Here is a 21,516-nt window from a genome sequence, read left to right on the forward strand (position 1 = left end):
CTCTTGCTTTCAGGAACCAGACCCTCGTGGCCTAATTTTCTTTTTTTCATCTGTCTACTTGACAGGGGGCGGTTCACTTATTCAAAGCCGCTGTTTTTATGAACTAAAAATAGCACACTGGAAAAATTGGCGGCTCAAGGAGGTAGCCGCCATGAGGCCGAAAGAGTTTCGACCAATTTTGGCAAAGAGTGATCCATCAAAAAAAGCCTGTCCCCCGCCAAGGGATATTCCGGCCATGAAGATGAACTATACAATGTCGCCACAGCTAAATTTTATTCTTCCCCCCGCCCGGTAGGTTTACGACCTGCCGGGCGTTTTTTGTCATTTTCAGTCGATAGGCATGAAAAGCCCGCCTTTGGTGTAGGTTGTCGCGGCCCGCCCTCCAGTCTGAATTTTCAAAAATTCAGACTGGAGGTAAAGGAAAATGGCAGACAGCCATCCAAAAAACCTTGATCCCCGGCCCAAACGCCGGAGGGATGAAGAAAACCCCTATGAGATATACACTGCTGGTATCAATACCGCCCATCCGCATTACTTTTTGGCGTTTACAGACGGCAGCAAGGTAAAACGCTGGATGGAGATCGACAAGACCCTGTTCGATACGTTCAATGAGTTTGAGCTGGACGATCTTTCTTTTTTCAATGAAGTGGACAGGCACTACGAGCAATCCGAGGTGACGGAGGCGACGCTGAACAGGCGGGCCGCAAAGCCCCAGGAAAGCGTGGAAGAAACCGTTTCTCAGCGAATGGAAGTGGACAAGCTACATCAAGCAATCGCTAAACTGCCTGAAAAACAGCGCCGCCGCCTGGTGCTGTACTACTTTGGGGAGTTTACATACGAGCAGATTGCGGCTATGGAAGGATGTAAATTTCAGGTGATTGCCAAGTCAATAAAGACCGCAGAAAAAAATCTGAAAAAATTTCTTATAGGGGGGTGAATTTTCGCGTTTGAGTGAGGAAACAGGTGGAGGGCGATGGAAAGCCTTTCACCTGTTCCTCGTTATGTGCGGCGAATGGGTCTGACCTTTGAAAACTTCATACCCATTCATCAAGCACATTCCTATTGCCGCGAGCTACTTTTGCCGCCGCGCCAGGATGTGCCGGACAAGACAGCGGGATGCCACATCATCAATTCGTCCACGGTCTGCCGTCCGGCATGGAGCGAGAACCAGCGGCCATGAAATACCGGGCGGCTCCCGGTACGGCCATGACCGGCAATAGGGACAATGATACTCCTGTTCAGTCACAGTCCGAGCGTGATAGCGTTTTCCAGCGTGAAGCCGTCGCAGACAATGAGAACAGCCGACAGAGAACCTGCCGGGGGTGAAATTCCCGTGGAGCTGGTGCCGCCAGCCGTTTGATGACTTCCCACAGCGGGCCGGGGTGTCGCGGACAAATAGGCTTGCTTTCATATAGGCCGGACAGCAGGACGGGTTTATGGAAACGGGAGTGTTTATGCTCCGCCAGCCTTGATATGTCATGCTGTCCGGTCCCTACATAGGCGGCGCAGGCCGTCTAATTTTTATGGGGAGGTCAAACACCATGAGCAGGACATATTTACGCGGCGACCTGTACTACGCCGACCTGGGCCACGGTATCGGCTCGGAGCAAAAGGGCACCCGGCCCGTCGTTATCATCCAGAACAACATAGGCAATAAGCACAGCCCCACCGTCATTATCGCCGCCGTCACCAGCAAGGCCAACATCAAAGCCAAGCTGCCCACCCACTACTACCTGGACGCCGGGAACGGGCTGGCCCAGCCGTCCCTTGTTTTGCTGGAGCAAATTCGCACTGTGGACAAGCAGCGATTGTCCAGCTACATCGGTAGACTGGACAAGAAACATATCCAAGGCATCAACCACGCCCTGGCGGTCAGCATCGGCCTGATCGAACCTGTCCCCCCGAAACTGACGCTCTGCTTATGCGGCGCTTGTGCTGACGCTTTTCGCGGCACAGGCGCTTTTGTTTTGCGAGAAGCAGCGCTGGGACAGGCTGAAAAGGAGGTCTGTGCCTATTGCAAAGAGCGGACAGGAGAATGTTATGAGGTGCTGCCCCTAATAGGGTGGAGGAAGATATGAGTTTTGGAGAGGTATATGATCGGGTATTAAGGGAATACCCTGACATTCTGACAGTTGAGGAAATAAGTCAAGCCTTGGGTATCAGCACAAAGACAGGGTATCGTCTGCTCCGAGAAAACAAAATCGAACATCTTAAAGTGGGCCGGTCTTACCGAATCCCAAAAGCTCATTTGCTGGCCTATTTGCGGTTGGATGTGAAAATAGCATCCCGCCCCTGATTTTGCACATTGGACTTAACTGTTTTGCATCAGTACAATATAGATGGTCAACAGCAGAAGTCAAACGGCGCTACACAAAGGAGGTCAAATTTATATGGTAGCAGGACATCTGCAAGAGAAGAAAGGCTATTTTTATATCGTCTTGAGTTACTCGGATATATCTGGGAAAAGAAAGACAAAGTGGATACCCACAAGCCTGCCCGTAAAGGGCAACAAGAAGAAAGCGGAAAAGCTGTTGATGGAAGCACGGCGGGAATTTGAGCCGGAATGCAAGCCAATCCAGGACGATGTACTGTTCTCCGACTTTATGCTCCAGTGGCTTGAGATTGTAAAGCCAACAATCGCCATCACAACGTATTCCTCGTACTCCAACATGGTCAAAGGCATCATCGCTCCATACTTCAAGGAGCGTGGTATTATGTTGAAGCAGCTTCGCCCTACCGACATTCAAGCCTTTTATATGGAACAACTCAAGCGTGTAAAGGCTAACTCGGTGATCCATTACCACGCTAATATCCACAAGGCATTGAAGTATGCTGTAAAAATTGACCTGCTGGACAGCAATCCCGCAGATAAGGTTGAACGGCCCAAAAAGGACCCTTTTATGGGAAGTTTCTATGACAGCGATGAGGTAACAAAACTCTTTGAAGCTGCCAAGGGAACTCTGCTTGAAATTCCAGTATTCCTCGGTGCCTTTTATGGCTTGCGCCGGAGCGAGGTGTTGGGGCTGAAGTGGAGCGCAATCGACTTTCAAAGCAATACAATCACCATCAAGCACACAGTCACATCCTGCAATCTTGATGGCAAGCACATCCAGGTAGCACAAGATACCACCAAAACAAAATCCAGCTTGCGGATATTGCCGCTTATTCCTGCCTTCCGGGAAAAGCTGTTGGAGGCAAGGGACTACCAGAAGGAGTGTAAGCGTCTATGCGGGAAATGCTACAACAAGCAATATCTGGAGTACATCTGTGTAGATGAAATGGGTAACCTGATCTCTCCCCACTACCTAACATCCGCTTTCCCCAAACTGCTTGAAAAGAATGGGCTGCGACGCATTAGGTTTCATGACCTTCGCCATAGCTGTGCCTCACTTCTGCTTGCAAACGGTGTTCCTATGAAGCAGATTCAAGAATGGCTGGGACACAGCGACTTCTCGACTACCGCCAACGTCTACGCACATCTGGACTACAATTCCAAGCTGTCCTCTGCTGACGCAATGGTAAACGGATTGAGCGGTGCTTTGCAGGCAATCAAATAACCCCGCAGGCGTATTGCAGGCCACGAAGCCAATACGCCGCTACATAATGGGTTCGAATCACAGCTTCATAGGCGGTTTAGGAGAGAACTACGCCGCTTTAGGAGAGAACTGGCACATAAATTTCCAATCACCATCCCTCAAAAAAGCAAAAAGAAAAGCCTACAAACGGCATAAAACCGCTTGTAGACTGAACTTTTTTGGAGCGCGTGCCCACTTTCGAACCCTGCCGCAGTGGGGTAGGCCATTCAACCAAGCTATATGCACTTTAAAGCAACATCATCCCTTGACTGGATAGTCCATCCTCATTCGGGACCGTCTCCTGCTTCGTGGCAAGAAAACGGTCAAAATCACTTTCATACAGTCGGTCCTGAATGATCCGATACTTTTCGAATTCGCTTTCAGCGTGGGCCTTGGCAATTTCGGCAGTGATTGTTCCGGCATTTGTCAAAATCTCCCGGTCATCCGCCATAAGGAAAATATCCAGCCGTTTTGCCCAATCCGCCATTGTCATGGGAATGTGACGCCTGGCCCGATCCTCCGCTAAGTCAAGGTAGGCCGACACAATGCGTTCCAATGAGTACAGTTCATCCTCTGTCAGATAGTTCTTCGCAACGGAAACATCGCTTTTCATGATTTTTCCCAGAGGCGCTTCCTTCCAGGAGGTCAGCCCCATATGCGGCTTATCCGCATCGGCACGGTGGTATATTACCTCGGCAGCAGTATGTCCGTGAACAGCAAAGTGCATCTTATTCTGGACCTTGGCAAAAAACTCTTTGGTCGTCTTCGCCGTCCTGTCGTAGTCAAGAGCTGTGGCGTAAATATCAGTTATCTTTTGATAGAATTTCCGCTCGGACAGCCGAATTTCCCTAATCTTTTCCAGCTGTTCTTCGAAATATTTCTCTGTCAGAACAGTGCCGCCATTCTTCAACCGCTCCTCATCCATGGCCCAGCCCTTAATCGTGTAGTCTTTGACGATGGTATTGGCCCATTTACGGAATTGAACAGCACGCTCATTGTTCACTTTAAAGCCAACCGCAATAATCATCTGTAAACTATAGTGGCTTACCTCACGGCTGATCTGACGGGTACCCTCGGCTTGAACTATCCGAAATTTTCGGATAGTTGCCCTTTCCTCTAATTCAGAGTCCTCGAACACCTTGCCGATATGGTAATTGATGGTCCGAACATCTACATTATACAGTTCTGCCATCATCTTTTGGGTCAACCAGATATTCTCGTCCTCATACCGCATCTCAATGCTCTCTGCACTATCTCCGGTGGAGGCCACAAAGGTGAGATACTCAGCGGCACTGGAGCGGATCGTGACCTCATCTCTCTTTTTCCCCATACGCCCTCCTGTCACCATTCCCGCTGAATGTCGGATTCCCTTACCTGATACTGCTCCAGAAATTCTTGAAAATCCTTGTCATTTCGAATCAGCATCAGTTCCTGAAATTTACCGCTGACGGGGTCTTTGAAACCCGCAACCTGTTCTCCGGTACAGATGCTGGATCGGATGACGGGCACTTTCCCCGTTTTGTCATAGGGAATGGCGGTTTGCCGTTTCTTTCTCCCAAACATCATTCGCTCTCCTTGGAACGCAGGGCACCTAACAGCCCCTGGCATCCGGCCAGCACATCCCGCCAGGTGGCTTCGAAGTCATCCGTGTACCACGGATCGGCTACCTCGGCTTCGGGATAACCAACGTATTCCATCAGCAGATGTATCTTGCCATCAAAATCGCCGCCGCATATCCGGTGCATATTCCGCAGATTGGCCTTGTCCATCCCAATCAGGAGGTCGAAGCGGTCGTAGTCCTCGTTCCTCAACTGACGGGCGGCGTGGCCGTCGGAGCCAATCCCATGCTCGGCCAGCTTGCGGTGGGCGGGAGGATAGACCGGATTGCCAATCTCCTCGGTGCTGGTGGCGGCGGACTCGATGTGGAACTGGCTCTCCAGCCCCGCCTTTTTGACCAGATCCTTCATAACAAACTCGGCCATCGGGCTGCGGCAGATGTTGCCGTGGCACACAAATAAGATTTTCGTCATTGGCGGTACACTCCATGCTGACAGTGTTTTCTTCAGTATAGCACACATCATCCGCAAAGTCGAGGATGATTTCCAGATGAGCATGATCCGCAATTCTCTGCTGGAGCTCCAGCTTCGACCAGCCGAACTGCCCAGCCGCTTTGATGTACCATGCCCGCTCCTGGGGAGCCAGCTCCGCCTCCAGAATGACCACGTTCTGTGTCCAGCCGATAGTCATGGCCTCACCCAGTACTTCTGGTGCGCTCTCATAGGCGCGGTAGAACTCCCGCATCCGGCGCAGGTTTCGGGGGGAGAAGCCGGAGGTGTCAGGGTATGCGCCGCACAGATACTCCGCCGCTGCAACAGCGGCACCTTTCTCTGGCCTGTCGCTGACCAGCCGGCCAATCTCACAGTACAGTTCCATCTGGGGCAGGTCTGCCGTCATCAACGTATCCAGCGCCGCGAACATGGTGCTGTAGTCAACAGGTTTTCTGACGTTCATTCTGGTTTCTCCTTTCCGGCGCGGGTGCGCCTGTTTTTTATTCTCTGGAGTTTGAAATCGCCAACGCGCAAGCCCTCGGTCCCCCGAGGGCTTGCGCCTTAGCGGTATCGGGTCGTGTCGTTGTCACTCCCATTGCAGCTCCACCATCTGTTCCCACTGGATGATGAAGCGGTCATCCACCACACAGTTTTGGTGGTAGTGGCCCAGGAACCAGCAATCGAATTGGCACCGCCGCTTGACCATCTGGAGGAAGTCCGTCAGCCGGTCCGGGGTGTAGCTTTGATCCAGCTTCTGCTGGATGCTGGTGGGGGCGCAGTGGGTCAGGATGCAGTTCACTCGCCAGTTGACCCTCTCCAGGTTCCTGACGGCCTCCTCGTATTCCTCCTCAGAGGGCATCTCCTGGGGCCACCAGGAGGCGCCCTTCACCCGGAATATTTGCCGTGTCCGGCGCTTGAACCAGTATTCCTGCTCGAAGCCGGGGGACGCCGGATCGAGGATGCCGTCCTGGATGTCGTGGGAGGCAGCGCCGCCCATGGTGAAGAAGGATATTCCGTCGATCTCGAAGACCTGCCCACGCATCAGGTGTAACACATGGGGCCGGATGCAGTGGACTGTTCCACCCTGCCACTGGTGGACAGGGAGTTCATTGAGCCTATTGAAGTTTTCGTGGTTCCCGTCCACAAAGAGGGTGGTAAACGGCTTTTTCTCCAGCCAGTCGAGCCAGTATGCCTCCCTGGGTGAATCGTCCCACACGCCCCCGAAATCGCCGGTAATGATCGCATAGTCGTCGCGGCTCATCCGCTTCTGCTGGGGAAAGTTGTCGGTGTTAAACCGCTGGAAACCGCCATGGGTGTCGCCGGTAATATAGACCATGGTTTTACCTCCTACATCATGGTGATCTGTCCAGCAACCTGCTCCACAGGCCTGCGGTAGTCTTTCAATTCCCTTGCTGTGGCGGTGCGGATGCCTGCGCCATGGGTCGTTTCCGCAGAGACAAGCCGTCCCTCCTGGAGCAGCCGGTCAATCAGCTCAGACATGAAGCGATTCCCCACTGCGTTGTGCTGGTCCCTGTCACAGAGGCGGCGGATCGCAAAGTGTTCCGCGAAGTGCAGTGCGACAGGATCGGTGATGTAGAGATTGGCTCGCTTGGTTCTGCACTGCTCCAGGATGAAGGCGGTGATCTCCTCACGTTTGGCCTCCAGCGCGGCGCGGTATTCCTCATCGCTCAGATCGGCATATTCCTCATAGCAGTCGACGGCGTAGCATTGGAAGGTCCTGCCTTTTGACAGCTGCTCTTGCAGAGGCTGGATATTCGCCTCATCGATTACACCGCTGAAGTTGAAGGGGTGCAGGTAGAGATCCTGCCGGTCCTTGGTCACCGTATCGCAGCACCCGTTGAAGCCTGGGTGGAGCGTCCACCCCAGCTGTTGGAACAGACTGCGGCACTCGTTGTCAAACGCCGTCTCATCCGCCTCGCTTGACCAGCCGGAGCCATAGCCGTAGGCATGGGTTTGGATGCGGAAATATACTTTTCGGTATGACATGCGTGTCCTCCTTTAGTCCACCAGCTCCTGCTCGATCTCGATGCCGCCCTGGAGATAGATTCTGATTCGATTTGCGGACAGCACCTTCACGGTATCCACCAGCTGGCGGATGGCACTCTCATTCCATTGGATGTCGGCGGAACCGGCGCTCAGGATCTCCATTGCGCTGGCGATCCGCTGGCTGGCGGCGGAGTCGCTGTTCTGCTGTTCCAGCAGGTCAGCTCTCTGCGTTTTCAGAGCAGCCATATCAGCGGAGATACGCTTGAACTCCTCAGCGTGCTTCATGAAGCCGCCGTCCTTGGAGTCGGCGAACAGCCCCTGAAATTCTTTGTCCAACTCACCCAGCCTCTGGTCGATATCCGAGATACTCATAGAACCAGGGAAGGGGATCAGTTCCGTGCGCATGGCATCCTCGATCTGCCCCATCAGCATCTCCTGCTGGCTCATGACAGTGTTGATGGCGGCGAGAATAGCGGCTTGCAGGGTTTCTTCCCGAAGCGTGGGAGAGTCGTGGCAGTATTTTGTACCGTAGTCGATCCGGCTGGCGCAGCGCCACACGGCGAACTTCTGACCCCTCTTGACCCATACGCATCTGCGGTAGAGGGTCCCGCACTCGCCGCACACCAGCCGCTCCGTGAGGGCGTATTTGGCGCTGTAGCAGGAGCGGCCTGTGGGGGCCAGCTTCTGGCTGGGGGCCCGTCCCGCGTTTCTCCGGGAAAATTCCGCCTTTGCCTGGTTGAACCTGTCACGGGTGATGATGCCCTCATGGTTGTCCTGTACCAGATACATGGGGAGCTGGCCCATATTGCGGAGCTGCTTCTTGCTGATGCAGTCCTGGGTAAAGGTCTTTTGCATCAGGACATCGCCGCAGTATTTTTCATTTTTCAAAATGTTGCGGATCGCCGCCTCCGACCAGACCGTCCCGCCCTTGGCGGTAAGGACTCCCTGGCCTTCCAGTTCCTTTTTGATCATGCGGATACTACGGCCAGCGAGAAAGCTGTCATAGATATGCTCCACCACCGCCGCCTGTTCGGGGGCGATGCGGGGTTTTCCGTCCTCATCCAGCTCATAGCCGTACAGATGCTGGAATTGGACGTTTGTCTTGCCCTCCCGCATGGCCTGCCGCTTGCCCCATACAATATTGGCGGACATGGACTCGCTCTCCGCCTGGGCGAAGGCGCCCATCATGGTGATGAGCATCTCGCTGTCCGTTTCCAATGTGTTGATGTTCTCCTTCTCGAAGATCACGGCAATACCCAGGGTGCGCAGGGCCCGGATGTAGTTGAGGCAGTCCACCGTGTTCCGGGCGAAGCGGGAGATGGACTTGACCAGCACCAGGTCGATCTTCTTCTGACGGCATCTGCGGATCATCCGCTGGAACTCAGGCCGTTTCTGGGCCGAAGTGCCGGAGATACCCTCATCCGCGAAGATCCCCGCCATGGTCCACTGGGGATTGGTCATGATTTTGTCGGTGTAGTAGGTCTGCTGGGACTCATAGCTGGTGAGCTGCTCCTCATCGTCTGTGGACACCCGGCAGTAGGCCGCAACACGCAGCTGGCGCTGAACGGCCTTGGAGCGGGCCAGCTCCGGCTTAGGTGGTATGATGATGACTCTGGGGGTGGTTCCTGTCATATCCGATCACTCCATTCTGAATGTAATTGTTTTCTCCAGACGCCCAGGCAGCCGGAGCGTCTTCTTCCACGTCTTTTTTGTGGGGCGGCTGATCGTACCCATGTAGCGCGTATGGGCGGAATTTTTCGTGAGATGCTCACATTCCGCTCTGGCGAATTCAGCCATCAGGGAGGTAAGCGCGTCGAAGTTGGGGGCTGTCGTGCTGATGTTTTCCTTTTCGAAGATCACCGTGACACCCAGTTCCCGCAGTTCCCGCACGACGCTGAGGCAGTCCGCCATATTCCGGGCGAAGCGGGAGACCGATTTGACGAGGATCAGGTCGATCTTCTTTTGCCTGCATCTGCGAAGCATCTTCTGGAACTCCGGGCGCTTGGAGTGGCTGTCCCCGATGTCTGCGAAGATCCCCGCCATAATCCAGTCAGGGTTGGCGCCGATCTGCTTCGCGTAGCAGACCCTCTGCGATTCAAGGACGGTGTTCTGTTCCTCACCGCCGACGATCCGGCAGTAGGCGGCAACGCGGAGCTGCGAGGTAGAGCTGGCTTTTGTCATGTGAGATCACTCCTTTTTATGATTTGTCCGTTTTTCAACTTCAGGCTGACCTCTCCGGTAGGTAAGATCAGGATGGCGGAGGTAATTTGACGGAGCAGCGCGGTGTCTAATCCACCGTTCTGCTCCGTCCTGGCCAATATGTATTGTATCCGCATGGTTTCGTAGTCCTCAGAGCCGAAGGTATCAAACCGGGCGGCTGCCAGCGAGATCGCTTTTGCCCTGGCGGTGGGTTCGTCGAAATCCTCAGCTTGAATTGCCAGATTGAATTCGTTTTCAGATTGCTCAGGCATACCTTGCACTGGTTGCTCCACTTGAGGCGGAGCTTGAATCAGTTCGGGATTTCTGACCATTGCCGTGAGGATATGTGATAATACATCTACAGTGTCAGGCATGACCGCATCTGTGGATATAGCCTTGCAGGAGGGACAGTTCCATCTGGCCCACCCATATTTATTGCCGCTGAGTGTCAATGTGCTTCCGCAGGCAGCACACCGGGCGAGCTGCCGGACTGTTTTTGCCGTTGTGTTGAAAGAAGCCCTAGCAGCGGGCTTTGCACTGACCGCACGCCGGTATTCCCCGTCAGACAGGATTGCCGGGTAGGTCTTATTCCCAGTGTAAAGTTCGTTGCTGAGGATTCGGGCTACCATATTTTTGTTCCAGGACTTTCCCGGCTCGTTATACGGAACGGCCTGGGCATTCAGGCTGTCCGTGATTTGGCGGTAGGATATGCCCCTGATATATGCCGCATAGATCTCCTTGACAATGGCAGCCTCCGCAGTTTTGATACAGACAATGCCCTGCTGCATTTCATAACCGAAGGGCAGTTTCCGGTTTGCCATCAGCGCACACTCCTCTCTACGGTTTCCGTCAGTTCCAGTCCGTTTTTCAGGCGGAATCGCATAGTATGATTGGCATCTGCCGTGATTCCGTCCACCAGATCAGCGAAGACCTCTCCGTCGAAGACCGGAAGGAACTCGGGGAGTGTCTCCAACAGTTCCATAAGCTCCCTTGTTTGAGGGATAGTATCGTCATGCTCCGCACCGAGGATGCGATCCTTTTCCTGCTTGACGGCACGGAGCTGCTGGGACAATTCGTTGCTTCTGGATATAAAAATATCAGGATCTACGAGGCCGCATCGGTTCATGTCGGCCAGCATTCGATCCTGATCGTTGATATCAGATATTCTCTTGTTCAACTCAATGATTTCCAGGCTCCAGAGCATCCGTCGTTCACGGAGCGTCTGGAGGTCGGAAAGCATCTGCTTGAGGATCGGCTCCCCGTGGAGCCGGAGCTTGTGGTAGAGCCGCAGGAATGCGGCGTGGACTTCCACCTCTGGAATTCGCTCTGAGGGGCAGTCATCCTTGTTTCGGTCATGGGTTCTGCATACCCAGTATGTCTTGCCGCGGCAGACTTTTCTTGTATAGCGTGTACCGCAGATGCCGCAGGATATTCTCCGTTGCAGCGGACTGTCTGCGGGGATGCCCCTGCGGCGGATCTCACTCCGCCTGCTTTTCAGCTCCTGGGCGGCGAAGAAGATTTCCTTTTCAATGATGGGCGGATGGGTGGCCTCCGCATAGTATTGCTGACGCTCTCCGTGGTTTCTGACCTGACGGGCCGGAAGGGTATCCGTGGCATAGGTCTTCTGCCAGAGGGAGTCACCAATGTACCGCTCGTTGGAGAGAATGTAGGATATGGCGCTGTGTATCCATCTGCGGTTTTCCAAACCGCTTTGAACCGCAACACTTTCCCGGTTGAGCCGGGCGGCAATTTCATCCATGCTCTGTCCCGCAAGGTAGTCGTGAAAGATCTGCCGGACAATCTCCGCCCGGTCCTCATCAACCACGATTTTTCTGTCCTCGATCCGGTATCCGAAGGGCATGGCGGCAGGCAGGAAGGTTCCTTTCTTCATACGTGCCTGATAACTCCAGCGCATATTGCCGGAGATGCTCTCGCTCTCCTTCTGGGCAATAGCGGAGAACATGGCGGTGAGCAGTTCGCCGGTTATTTCAGAGGTGTCGATGCCCTGCTCCTCGAAGCATACCCCCACGCCGATGGTCTTCAGTTCCCGGATGGTTTCCAGGCAGTCGGCGGCGTTACGGGCGAAGCGGGAGATGGACTTGACCAGGACCTTGTCCACCCGTCCCCTGCGGCAGTCTGAGAGGAGCCGCTGGAAGTCCGGGCGCTTCTGTGCCGACGTGCCGGAGATCCCCGCGTCGGCGTAGATATCGGTCATTGTCCAGTTCTCCTTGCCGCTGATGAGCGTGGTGTAGTAGTTCAGCTGGGCGGCAAAGGAGTTCATCTGATCGCTGGAGTCGGAGCTGACCCGGCAGTAGGCGGCAACACGGAGCTTCTGTACCTCCGGTCTCTGTGCGGCCTCTATGACAATAACTTTCTTTTGTTCCAGCGCAAGGTTTCCGTCGGTTTGCTGTCTTCTGCCCATGGTCTGCACCTCCTCCTGTTAGCAACACACAATACCACACCTCTTTGACAATAGCTATTGAAACTGCGTGGTGAAACTCAACAAAAAATAATGGTCGCGCCTGTCTCCTGTGCGATCCTGGCGGCGATCTTTTTCAGCTCGGCCTCCGTGAAGCCCTGCCCAGCCAGCAGGCGGAGCAGGTTCCGAATGCCGCAATAGTCGATATTGGCATTTTTCGCTGGCATAGCTGATTCCTCCCGTTATGTACTTTTCAGGCCCACGCTGATGTTCAGCGCGGCGTCCACTTCCCGCATCTTATCCTCGCCCACGCTGCCCATATACTCGCCCAGACGGGACTTGTCCAAGGTCCGAACCTGCTCCAGCAGGACGGTGGAGTCCCGGAACAGGCCGCAGGCTGCGCCCTTGAGCCCCACATGGGTGGGCTGACGCTTGCCCTTGACGTATCCTGTGATGGCGGCGGCGATGACGGTGGGACTGTGGTGGTTGCCCACATTGTTCTGAATGATCAGAACTGGCCGAACTCCCCCCTGCTCCGATCCGGTAACCGGCGTGAGATCGGCGTAATAGATATCGCCCCGCTGAATGGGACGGATCCTCTTGAAATCTATAATCGGTTTCTCCTCTGTTTTGAAAGAGCGGGGCCGCTCCTGCGCAGGTTGGTGCAAAGATGCTGCTATCCTTTTTGCGGAGGGCGGCCCCGCTTTCTATTGTTGATCGTTTGCTGGCTCTATTCGACACTACTTCCCGAGCCATGGGCGGCAAACTGAACTGTGCTGGCGCACACTCCGGGCATCTCACCCCTCCGAGGATCTCTCCGAGCTGCCCCCATTGCGTGGTCCTGCATAGCAGGGCTGTGGCTGGGCAGGGGTACCATTGTAGGTGAACGAGGTCATCGCGAAGCAGCTTACCAGGGCTGCTTTGGACTGGATGGATACCGCTGGGCACCTTATTTGGCCGTCTTTTATAGCGATAGAAAATTCACTGCAATTCCTTACCGCTACAGGTGGTCTTGGCGCATCCGTCGCATCGCTTTTCCCTTTTTTCGGGCTCGTCCACTGATGTTATTCAGTCGCCGGATATGACCGCATCTCTGCGGTATTTTTCAAAGAGCAGCGAGAGGAATCTTATTATCCCCTCACTTCCCATCCCGAATAAAAAGAGAGTGACCAACAAATTCACGAAAAAATTTTTCCACGAAGTTTTTTTAGCAGCTTATCCCGGCGGTACTGGACGGTATTCAGCCGGACTCCCAGTTGCCTGGAATACGCCCGGACAGGCATGCCGTCAAAGAACAGAGCCTGGATGAGTTCCTGTTCGTCTCGCTCCAATCCAGAAAGAGCGATCATAAGCCGTTTTGTCTGCTCTACGGCAAGGTCCCTGTCAGCTTGCTCCAACACAGACACCTCTGCGCTCTCCTCCAGCTCAATACCAAGCGTCTCAAACGGGACCCCTCTCTCCAGCAGCTGCTCCAAAGACAAGAGCTTGCCAGCCTCCACTTCTTCTGTGATGTACCGCTCTCTCCGGTCTGCTTGGGAATAGGCCAGAAATACCTCGTCATTGACTTCTACATCCACGCCGTCAACTGTGATAATGTTGATAATAATGCCATTCTGATCCTTGATACGCCTGTAATTTCTTGTTTCCTGCCATTTTTTCATGTTCATAATCTCCAATCTCAAATTTTTTGAAACATTGAGATTGGAGGTCACGGATACCTCGCCACATAGGCCAGCCAATAAAAAACGCTCATTCGATTCCTTTCTGGAGTCGAATGAGCGAAAAAGAGCCACTTGATTTGCTGACCGCACTATGCCACGTTGATCAAACCCTGTCCCAAACGGACAGTGGTCATAAATCAAGTGGCACGTGGGAAGTCAACGCATCAAGCGGCTCCGAGGCACTAATCTTGTTTGTAAATATTAAGTTGTCAGAAAAGCAGTGTCAGGTTGTACGCTGTAACTTACCTCATTCGGAATGAAATAGGCGGAAAAAATACTTGTTCACCACAATTGGGGCATCTGTTATAGCTTCCGCCATGTGTACCTCGGCACAGAATCTCGATCTTATGGTCACAGTAGGGACATAGGCGTGCGACCCGCATCTGGCTGGAGTACGCGCTTCTTAACGCTTCTTGCTCTGCCGCTACTCTAGCGTAGCGGGCCGGGTCAGAATTCCGAATATTTATTTTTGCCATAATTGCCCTCCTAGTCCGGGTAGACGTCAACCAACGCATAAGGGTCCTCCAGGTAATCGAAATCCAATAGCGCAAGCCGTTTAAGCCGAATTGCAAGCGCTTGCTTTGAAACCCCCATATAATCAGCCATCTGTTCAAACTTCCTGTATTCCGTGGGAGCAAATACTTTGTTGAGCATCTTCAAACTATTTCCAAGCCCAAAAGCATCCATATTACTCAGGACCATATCCGCTGGCATAAGTATGGCCGATGCCAATGTGTTTGTGCGCCATTCCTCCCAATCACCCTCTCCGGAGGATGAACGGGATGTACAATAGTGGACTTTTCGTTTTCTAATGCTGGACATATACTCCTTTGGGAAGAGCATCTTGTATATCTGATGGCAGGCTTCGTGGACAAGGGTAAAGTTGTACCGCCCCCTGTTGGAGCCCTCAGCCAGAAGGCCTGAATCAATTAACAGAGTTCTGCCATCCAAATCATAGTATTTTGGGACGGTCGGGTCATCGAAGATTGGAACGCTGACCGGACCGCAGGAAGTCAGACCCAGGATTGCTCCACTGCGGGAGAGTGTATGGTGATCTACCGACAGTCCAAGCAAATCACACACCAAAAGGTTTGGCTGTATCATATCGACTTTCTGACCATCATGGCCAGGAAGTCTTTTATATGCGCTTACAACCCGTTGAGCTATAATTTCAATATCATTTCTGGATAAATAGGGCATGTATCCACCTCCTCACGGCGCATAGAACGACCCGGTTTCGTTCCATGATATCTCTAGCGGCTTTGCCAGTAAATGAAGGCCTCGGAGATATTATATCGTATATTTGTTCGATTGGCAAGAGGGCAAAAATAAGGTGTCCCACATCTGGAACACCTTATTTTTACAATATTGCATTTTTAGCCATTTCTAGGAATTTTTCAACTGTTTCTGGAGGGCTTATGATACGGATGTTTCCGGCAAACGTGAATACCCAAGCGAAAAAAGGGGGACTGGGGGCAACTTCCACCACTGCTTTGAAGTGTTCGGGGCCCGCCAATTCTGTGTGGACACCTTCTCCAAAGCGGTCTATCACGCTTCGCATGGTGTGGTTTTTACACAACAGCTCCACCGTTCGGGATTCTGTGCCATACATCCCAAATACCTGACGGACATAGTCAGACGGGTTAAAGTCCTGAAATGGAACAGTGGGCCTCTCCAGCAATTCCACTCCTATCATCCGATCCACACGGAACTGTGCCAGCTTATCATGCTTCTCTGACCAGCCTACAGCATAGTAAAAGTCCTGGCTCCAAATCAATGCGTATGGGCTGAAAAAATACCAGTAACCGTCATGCTTAAGAACTTTCTTTTTCTCTGGAGTGTATTCTGTATATTGAAATGTGATCTGCTTTTGCTCCCGGATAGCGGTGTGGATCGTATCCACCGTATAATAAATCCCCTCATTGTCCTGCTTGGCTGTGCCGTCCATATACACGGGCCGGTCCAGCTGCTGAACCTGTTCCTGGCTGGCAAGGACTGACAGCTTGCAAAGGAGATCGGCGCTTTTCTTCCTTGTGATGAAATGGGAGGATTTCACAGCGTCCACCAGTAGTTTTAGCTCCGGCAGCTCAAACAAGCGGGAGCCGACGAAGTACAGGTTTTGACGTTCCCGGCGCTGGACAATATCCAACCCGAATTTCTTTAACACCGTGATATCCCTATATACACTCTTTCGGTCTGTATGGATGCCTTGGGATTTCCAAAAATGCAGAATATCCATAACCGAAACAGGATACTCCTCACTGGATTGTTCATACAGATATCGGAGGAGTAAAAGCACTCTTAGCTGGTTATCACTTTTCATAGGGAGAAACTCCTTTGGTTAGTCCTCTTGTTCCTCACTCTCATCTAGTCCAAAGAAGAAATCATCATAGGTACATCCATAGATTTTTTTAGCTCTATCAGGACACTTGCCCGAATATTAAGCTGTCCTGCTTCGTATTTGGTGTAGGTTGTCCGTGATATTGGACAACCCACAAATAATGTGTGAGCTAGTTGCATCAACGATAGAGAAGCAGAAGGCATAATATTGAGGTGGTGGCTATACAAACACAGCACTGTAGCCATCGGCACAGTGCTGTGTTTTTTATTGATTTGTTTTAATAAAAACTTGGAGAAAATGATTGAGGGCTTCACGTTGTTCCTTAGAAATACCCGGAAATTTAACCGTGTACTCGTTATCTAATCCAATAAGATAATCAACAGAAGTTCGTAAGGTGACAGCTAACTGCTTTGTTCTATCTAAAGATGGACTTTGAATGTTATTCTCATAGCGATAAATGGTTTCCTTGCTTACTCCTAATTTCTTGGCAAGAGCAGAACGAGAAAGGCCTCGCTCCTCACGAATTTGGCGGAGCCTGACACCAAAATCGTACACTTGCTCATCAGTCACAGTAACCACCTCACGACATGGTTTAATTTTAACGCAAAGATATCAACTATATGCGATGAATATTCTGTTATTTTTTAGTCGAATTGCGTTGACGATTCCTTGTATTTTATGATATGATGTAAAAAAGCCCCATTAATATGGGGCGAGTTAAAAATTATTTGTCAATTAACCGCTGTATCATTAGTAAAACAGCTATTAAGTCCTCGTCAGACAATTCTTTGATACCGTCTATAATTTGTTTTGCAAGTTGAGGATTCCTAAATTCACTTTCTTCGTCAAAGAAATCACGAGGAGAAACACCAAGAACTTCTATAAGGTACAGAAGTTCTTTCACAGAAGGTTGAGAGTAACCTGTCACAATATTGTGGACATAATTTTTGCTGTGCCCTATATCATAACTTAATTGATATTCTGAAATATTTCGTTTTAACCGTAGTTCAGTGATACGTTGCCGTACATATTCTATATCCATCAATTATGCCCTCTCTAACACCACTATTATATACATGAGCAGAAGTTTATAGGCGCATAATTGGTGGGTTTTTTTATCAAAATATCACTCCGAAAAAGTGACAAAATGGTAATTCACACTCTATAAAGGTGTTTGAGCTGTTCCCTTACGAATAAAATGCTTGGGAGGTTGCCACATGAATAAAACCGCTTGTGCGTTTACAGGCCATCGCCCACACAAGTTCCCGTGGAAAAGCGATGAAGCAGATCTCCGTTGTGTGGCATTAAAGACTGTTTTAGCGGAGCAAGTCGGAAAGCTGGTGGCGGCAGGAGTAACAGACTTTTACAGCGGTATGGCCGATGGCTCCGATGTCTGGCTGTCCCAGATCGTCCTGGACTTGCTCAAAGAAAATCCTGCGCTGAAGCTCCATTGCTACCTCCCCTGTGATGGACAGGCAGATAAGTGGAGCAGTTCAGCGCAGGAACGGTATCATGCTATTTTAGAGCAGGCCGATTCCGTGGTCTATACGAGCCGCGAATACTATGATGGCTGTATGATCGACCGGAACCATCGTTTGGTAGAGGCGGCGGACTGTTTGCTGGCCGTCTATAACGGAGAGCGGCGCGGCGGAACTGCGGCGACTGTGCGCTATGCGCAGAAGTTGGGCCGGGAAATACTTATTATCGAGCCTGTGTCGCTGGCTATTACCCATAGCTGCGTGGGCGAATTTTAAAAGGGGTCTGTATGAACAAATTTTTGGAAATGAAAGAACGTGGCGAAACGATCCTTTTCTCTGATCTGCTGGAGGATATACCTCCTAACTATGTTTTGGTTGACTTATTCCCGAATAAATGTAATCCTGCGCATCTATCTGTAAGTCGTTCAGCTCTTGAAGTTCTAAAGCTGCGGTTAAAGGGATTCACACAGTTAGAGATTGCTGAACAGCTGGGACTATCCCCCAGCCAGGTCGCTAGCCGCGCTAAAGATGTTAAAAATACTCTGTATATGGATGTCCCTTCTTATTTCCGCATTGATATTCCAGCACTAGGGAAAATTTTAAATGTACCTATTGAGCTCACTGGCTATAAGCTGCTGTCTGAATTGCTGCGGGATATGCCGTCAGACGAGGAGCTTATGCGACTGTTCATCGAACGTGGAGCTACAAGGGGAGGAAAACTGAAATTAGCCCCAACCAATAAAGATTTGCAGCTTCTGCAAATGAGAACTCAAAAGCAGAGTTACGACAGCATTGGCAAAGCGATGGGGATGGAACCCAAGGAGGTACGGCATCAGATATCGCTAACGCTTCACCGAATCAGCCGTGACCTTCAAATTGAGCTTGACATCCCGGAACTGTTCAAGCCTCGGATGCCCTCACCACAACCGGAACAGGTCAAAGATCCAGAGCTTGAGAAAGAGAAAAGACTCAGCATCCTCTCAGATTGCCAGCGGGAGGTTTGGGAGCTTTACGAGCAGGGCAAAAATAAATCGCAAATCGCTAAACTGCTTGGGAAAAGCTATAGCGTGGTTGCCGAACACATTCGCAGTGCGGAACGGAGGTTCCGTGAATATGACCATTATTGTGCTGTAGAGGAAAGGAACAAAGAGCGTGCGTTTCTTTCTTTGACAAGAGGTGAGGTAAAAATCATCATTAAAGCATTGGCCTTATATGAACGAGAACTGGAGCAAGACATAACGCGACGGACAGGGGACGACTGGATCGGAAAGCTTCCCTATGAATGCCAAATCGTTGCAGACCTTTATGATAAAGCACAGACAGTGATCTATGGGAAGCCGATTACCAGGATGGTGCCAAACATAAATGAAGAATAGTACAAAACCGGGAAGAGGAATTTTGAGTTATTTCAATATTGCAGATAATGTCATATTGCCACAGATTAAAATCACATCAATTCCCTTTAATTGGGTTGCAATACATTCATTTTTTATCTATACTTAATTTGTGTTTTCTCCACCAAAATTACGAAAGAAGGACCGTTATGAGAAAAAAAGCAGAAACCGTTGTGGCCATCAGCGAAGAGAGTACAAAACCGAAGGCCGGCAGGAAAGCTATGTCGCCCGAGGAAAAAGAAGCAGCCGCGAAAGTGCGGGCCTTGGAAAAGGAAAAGGCTCAGAACATGCGGCCAGAGATTTTTGTGCAATACCAGGGCGGAGAAATCAGCATGGATGCCCTGGTGGATGCGGTGAAAGCAAACTTCCACGAAGAAAAAAAGCGCACATTGATCACCGACTTAAAATTGTATATAAAGCCGGAGGAACGTACCGCCTATTATGTAGTCAACGAGACATTTGAAGGGAAAATTCCGCTCTGATCACCATAACAAGCAAGTAACAGGCGTGCCACAGTCATCTGTGGTACGCCTGTTATAGTTGAGAGAAAGAAGATTAAATCACTATGAAGATTGCCAGCTGGAACATCAATGGTATTGCGGCGCACAGACGGGAACTGATCAAGTTTTTGTCTGATACCAAACCGGATGTAATGTGCATCCAGGAGACGAGAGGGCAAATTGTATTGGCTACCCCTGGCTATCACGACTTCTGGTTTTCTGCGTCGGAGCCGAACTACTCGGGTACACTTGTTCTTTCCAGACGTGAACCGCTGTCTGTTAATCTGGGAATCGGCATAAAGAAATACGACCGTGAGGGTCGGGCTATCACTCTGGAATACAGAGATTTTTATGTCGTCAACGTGTATGTTCCAAACTATCAGGCACAGTCACCCCCGGAACGGCGTAAGTTCCGGCTGAATTGGGATGCGGCATTCCGCACTTATGTCTCCAAACTGCCGAAGCCAGTCGTGGTCTGCGGCGACTTCAATGTCACACATACGGAAAAGGATATTTATCCCTCCGAAGCCAGGTCCAGTACTGTTCCTCCGGATATGATAACCGAAGAACGAAAGAACTTCGAACGGCTTCTGGATGTGGGACTCAAAGATGTATTCCGTGCGTTCTATCCAGAAAAGCGGGATGCGTTTACCTGGTGGGCGCACAAAAATCAGAATAGAATTCACAATAAGGGTTCCAGGCTGGATTATTTTTTGGTTTCCAATGAATTGCTGACTTTTGTAAAAAGCATTAAGCACTACACGGACACCCAAGGCTCGGATCACTGTCCCTTATCCATCATGATCAACGTCACGGTTCAGCGTACAGATTTATCTGATCAGGACTTGGCTGATCAGTGGGAAGCCACAGATTGGGTACTGGTCAAGAAAAAGGTGCATGAAATGCAGACGGCTATTGCGCAGGCTGCCTATAATTTAGACTGGGAGCTTGTTTCTCAGCTCCAGGATAAATTGACCGCCTCCTGGAACGCAAGAGCCTTGGCGGTCTATGAGATCACAAACAAGAAGTCCGCACCTGGAGTGGATGGAGTTGTATGGCAGACTTCTGAGGAAAAGGCAAATGCTGTGAGGTCGCTGGTTTCCTACGCTTATACCCCTCTGCCCTATCTTCACATGGACATTCTGGAGGCCAACGGAAAGCACCGTAATATCAACGTTGCAGCAGCGCGGGACCGGGCTATGATAGCGCTGTATGCTCTCTCCCTGTCCCCCGTAGCGGAAACTACCGCAGACAAAAAATCATTTTCGGCCAGAGGCGGGAGGACAAAGCAGGATCTTCATGCCTACCTCTTTGAGGCGCTGGATGGGCCGCAAGCGCCTAAAGTAGTGGTTATAGCGGATGTCCGGGCTTTTTATGAGAGCGCAGCTCACCGCTGGATGATCGACCATATTCCAATGAATAAAACCATGCTCCGTAAATTTCTTAAAGCCGGTGTAGTCCGAAATGGTGAGTTGTTCAACATTGATGAAGGGATGTCAATGGGTATCAGCATTTCACCGTTGCTTGCTAATATGATGCTGGATGGGCTGCAGACCTATCTTTATGATCATCTGTACCCAGGTCAGGAGCAAAAGCAGAGTTACGCCAACGGGGAGCTTTTCCGTTGGGCTGATGATATCCTGGTTACGGCGGATACCTGGGAACAGGCAGAAAAAATTCTGGAGCTAATTGCTGATTTCTTAGCTGATAGAGGGCTGGGGCTTAATCAGGAAAAGACCAAGATAAGAAGGATATCCAAGTAAGCGTAAAATGTACCACCGCATATACAAGGGAATAGGAGAATGCAGATAATAGTCCCGAGAGGTCTTGAGAA

The 21,516-nt window shown here is 51.1% G+C and carries 25 protein-coding genes; 9 read left to right on the forward strand and 16 right to left on the reverse strand.

Going from position 1 to position 21,516, the window contains the following annotated elements; translation table 11 throughout:
- The 5 genes from D1641_RS19280 to D1641_RS16140 form a co-directional block, all read left to right on the forward strand.
- Positions 1–295 (forward strand): hypothetical protein (locus tag D1641_RS19280; RefSeq protein ID WP_207708643.1); only part of this gene is annotated, 295 nt, incomplete at its 5' end.
- A gap of 129 nt (positions 296–424) precedes the next feature.
- A complete protein-coding gene (locus D1641_RS16125) occupies positions 425–937 on the forward strand; it encodes a sigma-70 family RNA polymerase sigma factor (protein ID WP_160667523.1) in 513 nt (170 codons plus the stop codon).
- Positions 938–1,541: 604 nt separating this feature from the next.
- Positions 1,542–2,078 (forward strand): type II toxin-antitoxin system PemK/MazF family toxin, encoded by a 537-nt coding sequence (locus tag D1641_RS16130; protein WP_160667525.1) that lies wholly within the window; start codon positions 1,542–1,544, stop codon positions 2,076–2,078.
- Positions 2,075–2,296 (forward strand): helix-turn-helix domain-containing protein, encoded by a 222-nt coding sequence (locus tag D1641_RS16135; protein WP_160667527.1) that lies wholly within the window; start codon positions 2,075–2,077, stop codon positions 2,294–2,296. Before D1641_RS16130 ends, D1641_RS16135 begins: the two co-directional genes overlap by 4 nt.
- Before the next feature lie 94 nt (positions 2,297–2,390).
- Positions 2,391–3,557 (forward strand): tyrosine-type recombinase/integrase, encoded by a 1,167-nt coding sequence (locus tag D1641_RS16140; protein ID WP_160667529.1) that lies wholly within the window; start codon positions 2,391–2,393, stop codon positions 3,555–3,557.
- Positions 3,558–3,822: 265 nt separating this feature from the next.
- Here D1641_RS16140 and D1641_RS16145 read toward each other — a convergent pair whose 3' ends face one another.
- The 16 genes from D1641_RS16145 to D1641_RS16220 all read right to left on the reverse strand — a co-directional run bounded on the left by D1641_RS16145 (position 3,823) and on the right by D1641_RS16220 (position 17,352).
- Positions 3,823–4,905 (reverse strand): virulence RhuM family protein, encoded by a 1,083-nt coding sequence (locus tag D1641_RS16145; RefSeq protein ID WP_160667532.1) that lies wholly within the window; start codon positions 4,903–4,905, stop codon positions 3,823–3,825.
- 11 nt (positions 4,906–4,916) lie between these two features.
- The gene (locus D1641_RS16150) at positions 4,917–5,141 is read right to left on the reverse strand and encodes an aspartate dehydrogenase (protein WP_347707454.1); all 225 of its coding nucleotides are present in this window, start codon (positions 5,139–5,141) and stop codon (positions 4,917–4,919) included.
- The gene (locus D1641_RS16155; RefSeq protein WP_160667534.1) at positions 5,138–5,605 is read right to left on the reverse strand and encodes a low molecular weight protein-tyrosine-phosphatase; all 468 of its coding nucleotides are present in this window, start codon (positions 5,603–5,605) and stop codon (positions 5,138–5,140) included. Before D1641_RS16155 ends, D1641_RS16150 begins: the two co-directional genes overlap by 4 nt.
- A gap of 604 nt (positions 5,606–6,209) precedes the next feature.
- A complete protein-coding gene (locus D1641_RS16165) occupies positions 6,210–6,959 on the reverse strand; it encodes a metallophosphoesterase family protein (protein ID WP_160667536.1) in 750 nt (249 codons plus the stop codon).
- An 11-nt stretch (positions 6,960–6,970) separates the two neighbouring features.
- A complete protein-coding gene (locus D1641_RS16170; RefSeq protein ID WP_160667538.1) occupies positions 6,971–7,630 on the reverse strand; it encodes a hypothetical protein in 660 nt (219 codons plus the stop codon).
- Between the two features lie 12 nt (positions 7,631–7,642).
- Positions 7,643–9,262, reverse strand: coding sequence for a recombinase family protein (locus D1641_RS16175; RefSeq protein ID WP_160667541.1), 1,620 nt, complete (start codon positions 9,260–9,262; stop codon positions 7,643–7,645).
- A 6-nt stretch (positions 9,263–9,268) separates the two neighbouring features.
- The gene (locus D1641_RS16180) at positions 9,269–9,811 is read right to left on the reverse strand and encodes a recombinase family protein (protein WP_160667543.1); all 543 of its coding nucleotides are present in this window, start codon (positions 9,809–9,811) and stop codon (positions 9,269–9,271) included.
- Positions 9,808–10,650: a recombinase family protein gene (locus D1641_RS16185; RefSeq protein ID WP_160667545.1), complete on the reverse strand. Its 843-nt coding sequence runs from the start codon at positions 10,648–10,650 to the stop codon at positions 9,808–9,810. Before D1641_RS16185 ends, D1641_RS16180 begins: the two co-directional genes overlap by 4 nt.
- Positions 10,650–12,251, reverse strand: coding sequence for a recombinase family protein (locus tag D1641_RS16190; protein WP_160667547.1), 1,602 nt, complete (start codon positions 12,249–12,251; stop codon positions 10,650–10,652). The genes D1641_RS16185 and D1641_RS16190 overlap by 1 nt, the downstream gene beginning before the upstream one ends.
- A gap of 77 nt (positions 12,252–12,328) precedes the next feature.
- Positions 12,329–12,475: a hypothetical protein gene (locus D1641_RS19220; protein WP_201757405.1), complete on the reverse strand. Its 147-nt coding sequence runs from the start codon at positions 12,473–12,475 to the stop codon at positions 12,329–12,331.
- 15 nt (positions 12,476–12,490) lie between these two features.
- Complete coding sequence (locus tag D1641_RS16195; protein WP_160667570.1) at positions 12,491–12,859, reverse strand: type II toxin-antitoxin system PemK/MazF family toxin; 369 nt, start codon at positions 12,857–12,859, stop codon at positions 12,491–12,493.
- 567 nt (positions 12,860–13,426) lie between these two features.
- Positions 13,427–13,909, reverse strand: coding sequence for a sigma-70 family RNA polymerase sigma factor (locus D1641_RS16200; protein ID WP_160667549.1), 483 nt, complete (start codon positions 13,907–13,909; stop codon positions 13,427–13,429).
- Between the two features lie 546 nt (positions 13,910–14,455).
- Entirely contained in the window at positions 14,456–15,169 is a 714-nt protein-coding gene (locus D1641_RS16205) for an ImmA/IrrE family metallo-endopeptidase (protein WP_160667551.1), read from the reverse strand.
- A gap of 160 nt (positions 15,170–15,329) precedes the next feature.
- Positions 15,330–16,292, reverse strand: a complete 963-nt coding sequence (locus D1641_RS16210) for a WYL domain-containing protein (protein WP_160667553.1) — start codon at positions 16,290–16,292, stop codon at positions 15,330–15,332.
- A gap of 282 nt (positions 16,293–16,574) precedes the next feature.
- On the reverse strand, positions 16,575–16,880 hold the full coding sequence (locus D1641_RS16215; RefSeq protein ID WP_160667555.1) for a helix-turn-helix transcriptional regulator: 306 nt from the start codon (positions 16,878–16,880) through the stop codon (positions 16,575–16,577).
- Between the two features lie 154 nt (positions 16,881–17,034).
- Positions 17,035–17,352: a helix-turn-helix transcriptional regulator gene (locus tag D1641_RS16220; RefSeq protein WP_160667557.1), complete on the reverse strand. Its 318-nt coding sequence runs from the start codon at positions 17,350–17,352 to the stop codon at positions 17,035–17,037.
- 175 nt (positions 17,353–17,527) lie between these two features.
- Between D1641_RS16220 and D1641_RS16225 the strand changes: the two genes are divergently transcribed.
- The 4 genes from D1641_RS16225 (at position 17,528) to D1641_RS16240 (ending at position 21,445) form a co-directional block, all read left to right on the forward strand.
- Complete coding sequence (locus D1641_RS16225) at positions 17,528–18,064, forward strand: SLOG family protein (RefSeq protein WP_160667559.1); 537 nt, start codon at positions 17,528–17,530, stop codon at positions 18,062–18,064.
- 11 nt (positions 18,065–18,075) lie between these two features.
- Positions 18,076–19,164, forward strand: a complete 1,089-nt coding sequence (locus D1641_RS16230) for a hypothetical protein (RefSeq protein ID WP_160667561.1) — start codon at positions 18,076–18,078, stop codon at positions 19,162–19,164.
- Between the two features lie 167 nt (positions 19,165–19,331).
- Positions 19,332–19,664 carry a DUF6465 family protein gene (locus D1641_RS16235; protein WP_160667563.1) on the forward strand — a complete coding sequence of 111 codons (333 nt, stop codon included), beginning with the start codon at positions 19,332–19,334 and terminating at the stop codon, positions 19,662–19,664.
- A gap of 83 nt (positions 19,665–19,747) precedes the next feature.
- Complete coding sequence (locus D1641_RS16240) at positions 19,748–21,445, forward strand: exodeoxyribonuclease III (RefSeq protein ID WP_160667566.1); 1,698 nt, start codon at positions 19,748–19,750, stop codon at positions 21,443–21,445.
- Positions 21,446–21,516: the final 71 nt, after the last annotated feature.

This window comes from Colidextribacter sp. OB.20 (assembly GCF_009911595.1).
Taxonomy (GTDB): domain Bacteria; phylum Bacillota; class Clostridia; order Oscillospirales; family Oscillospiraceae; genus Lawsonibacter.

Coding starts and splice junctions, on each gene's coding strand:
- D1641_RS16125 (WP_160667523.1), top strand. CDS start 425: ATGGCAGACAGCCATCCAAAAAACCTTGATCCCCGGCCCAAACGCCGG.
- D1641_RS16130 (WP_160667525.1), top strand. CDS start 1,542: ATGAGCAGGACATATTTACGCGGCGACCTGTACTACGCCGACCTGGGC.
- D1641_RS16135 (WP_160667527.1), top strand. CDS start 2,075: ATGAGTTTTGGAGAGGTATATGATCGGGTATTAAGGGAATACCCTGAC.
- D1641_RS16140 (WP_160667529.1), top strand. CDS start 2,391: ATGGTAGCAGGACATCTGCAAGAGAAGAAAGGCTATTTTTATATCGTC.
- D1641_RS16145 (WP_160667532.1), bottom strand. CDS start 4,905: ATGGGGAAAAAGAGAGATGAGGTCACGATCCGCTCCAGTGCCGCTGAG.
- D1641_RS16150 (WP_347707454.1), bottom strand. CDS start 5,141: ATGATGTTTGGGAGAAAGAAACGGCAAACCGCCATTCCCTATGACAAA.
- D1641_RS16155 (WP_160667534.1), bottom strand. CDS start 5,605: ATGACGAAAATCTTATTTGTGTGCCACGGCAACATCTGCCGCAGCCCG.
- D1641_RS16165 (WP_160667536.1), bottom strand. CDS start 6,959: ATGGTCTATATTACCGGCGACACCCATGGCGGTTTCCAGCGGTTTAAC.
- D1641_RS16170 (WP_160667538.1), bottom strand. CDS start 7,630: ATGTCATACCGAAAAGTATATTTCCGCATCCAAACCCATGCCTACGGC.
- D1641_RS16175 (WP_160667541.1), bottom strand. CDS start 9,262: ATGACAGGAACCACCCCCAGAGTCATCATCATACCACCTAAGCCGGAG.
- D1641_RS16180 (WP_160667543.1), bottom strand. CDS start 9,811: ATGACAAAAGCCAGCTCTACCTCGCAGCTCCGCGTTGCCGCCTACTGC.
- D1641_RS16185 (WP_160667545.1), bottom strand. CDS start 10,650: ATGGCAAACCGGAAACTGCCCTTCGGTTATGAAATGCAGCAGGGCATT.
- D1641_RS16190 (WP_160667547.1), bottom strand. CDS start 12,251: ATGGGCAGAAGACAGCAAACCGACGGAAACCTTGCGCTGGAACAAAAG.
- D1641_RS19220 (WP_201757405.1), bottom strand. CDS start 12,475: ATGCCAGCGAAAAATGCCAATATCGACTATTGCGGCATTCGGAACCTG.
- D1641_RS16200 (WP_160667549.1), bottom strand. CDS start 13,909: ATGAAAAAATGGCAGGAAACAAGAAATTACAGGCGTATCAAGGATCAG.
- D1641_RS16205 (WP_160667551.1), bottom strand. CDS start 15,169: ATGCCCTATTTATCCAGAAATGATATTGAAATTATAGCTCAACGGGTT.
- D1641_RS16210 (WP_160667553.1), bottom strand. CDS start 16,292: ATGAAAAGTGATAACCAGCTAAGAGTGCTTTTACTCCTCCGATATCTG.
- D1641_RS16220 (WP_160667557.1), bottom strand. CDS start 17,352: ATGGATATAGAATATGTACGGCAACGTATCACTGAACTACGGTTAAAA.
- D1641_RS16225 (WP_160667559.1), top strand. CDS start 17,528: ATGAATAAAACCGCTTGTGCGTTTACAGGCCATCGCCCACACAAGTTC.
- D1641_RS16230 (WP_160667561.1), top strand. CDS start 18,076: ATGAACAAATTTTTGGAAATGAAAGAACGTGGCGAAACGATCCTTTTC.
- D1641_RS16235 (WP_160667563.1), top strand. CDS start 19,332: ATGAGAAAAAAAGCAGAAACCGTTGTGGCCATCAGCGAAGAGAGTACA.
- D1641_RS16240 (WP_160667566.1), top strand. CDS start 19,748: ATGAAGATTGCCAGCTGGAACATCAATGGTATTGCGGCGCACAGACGG.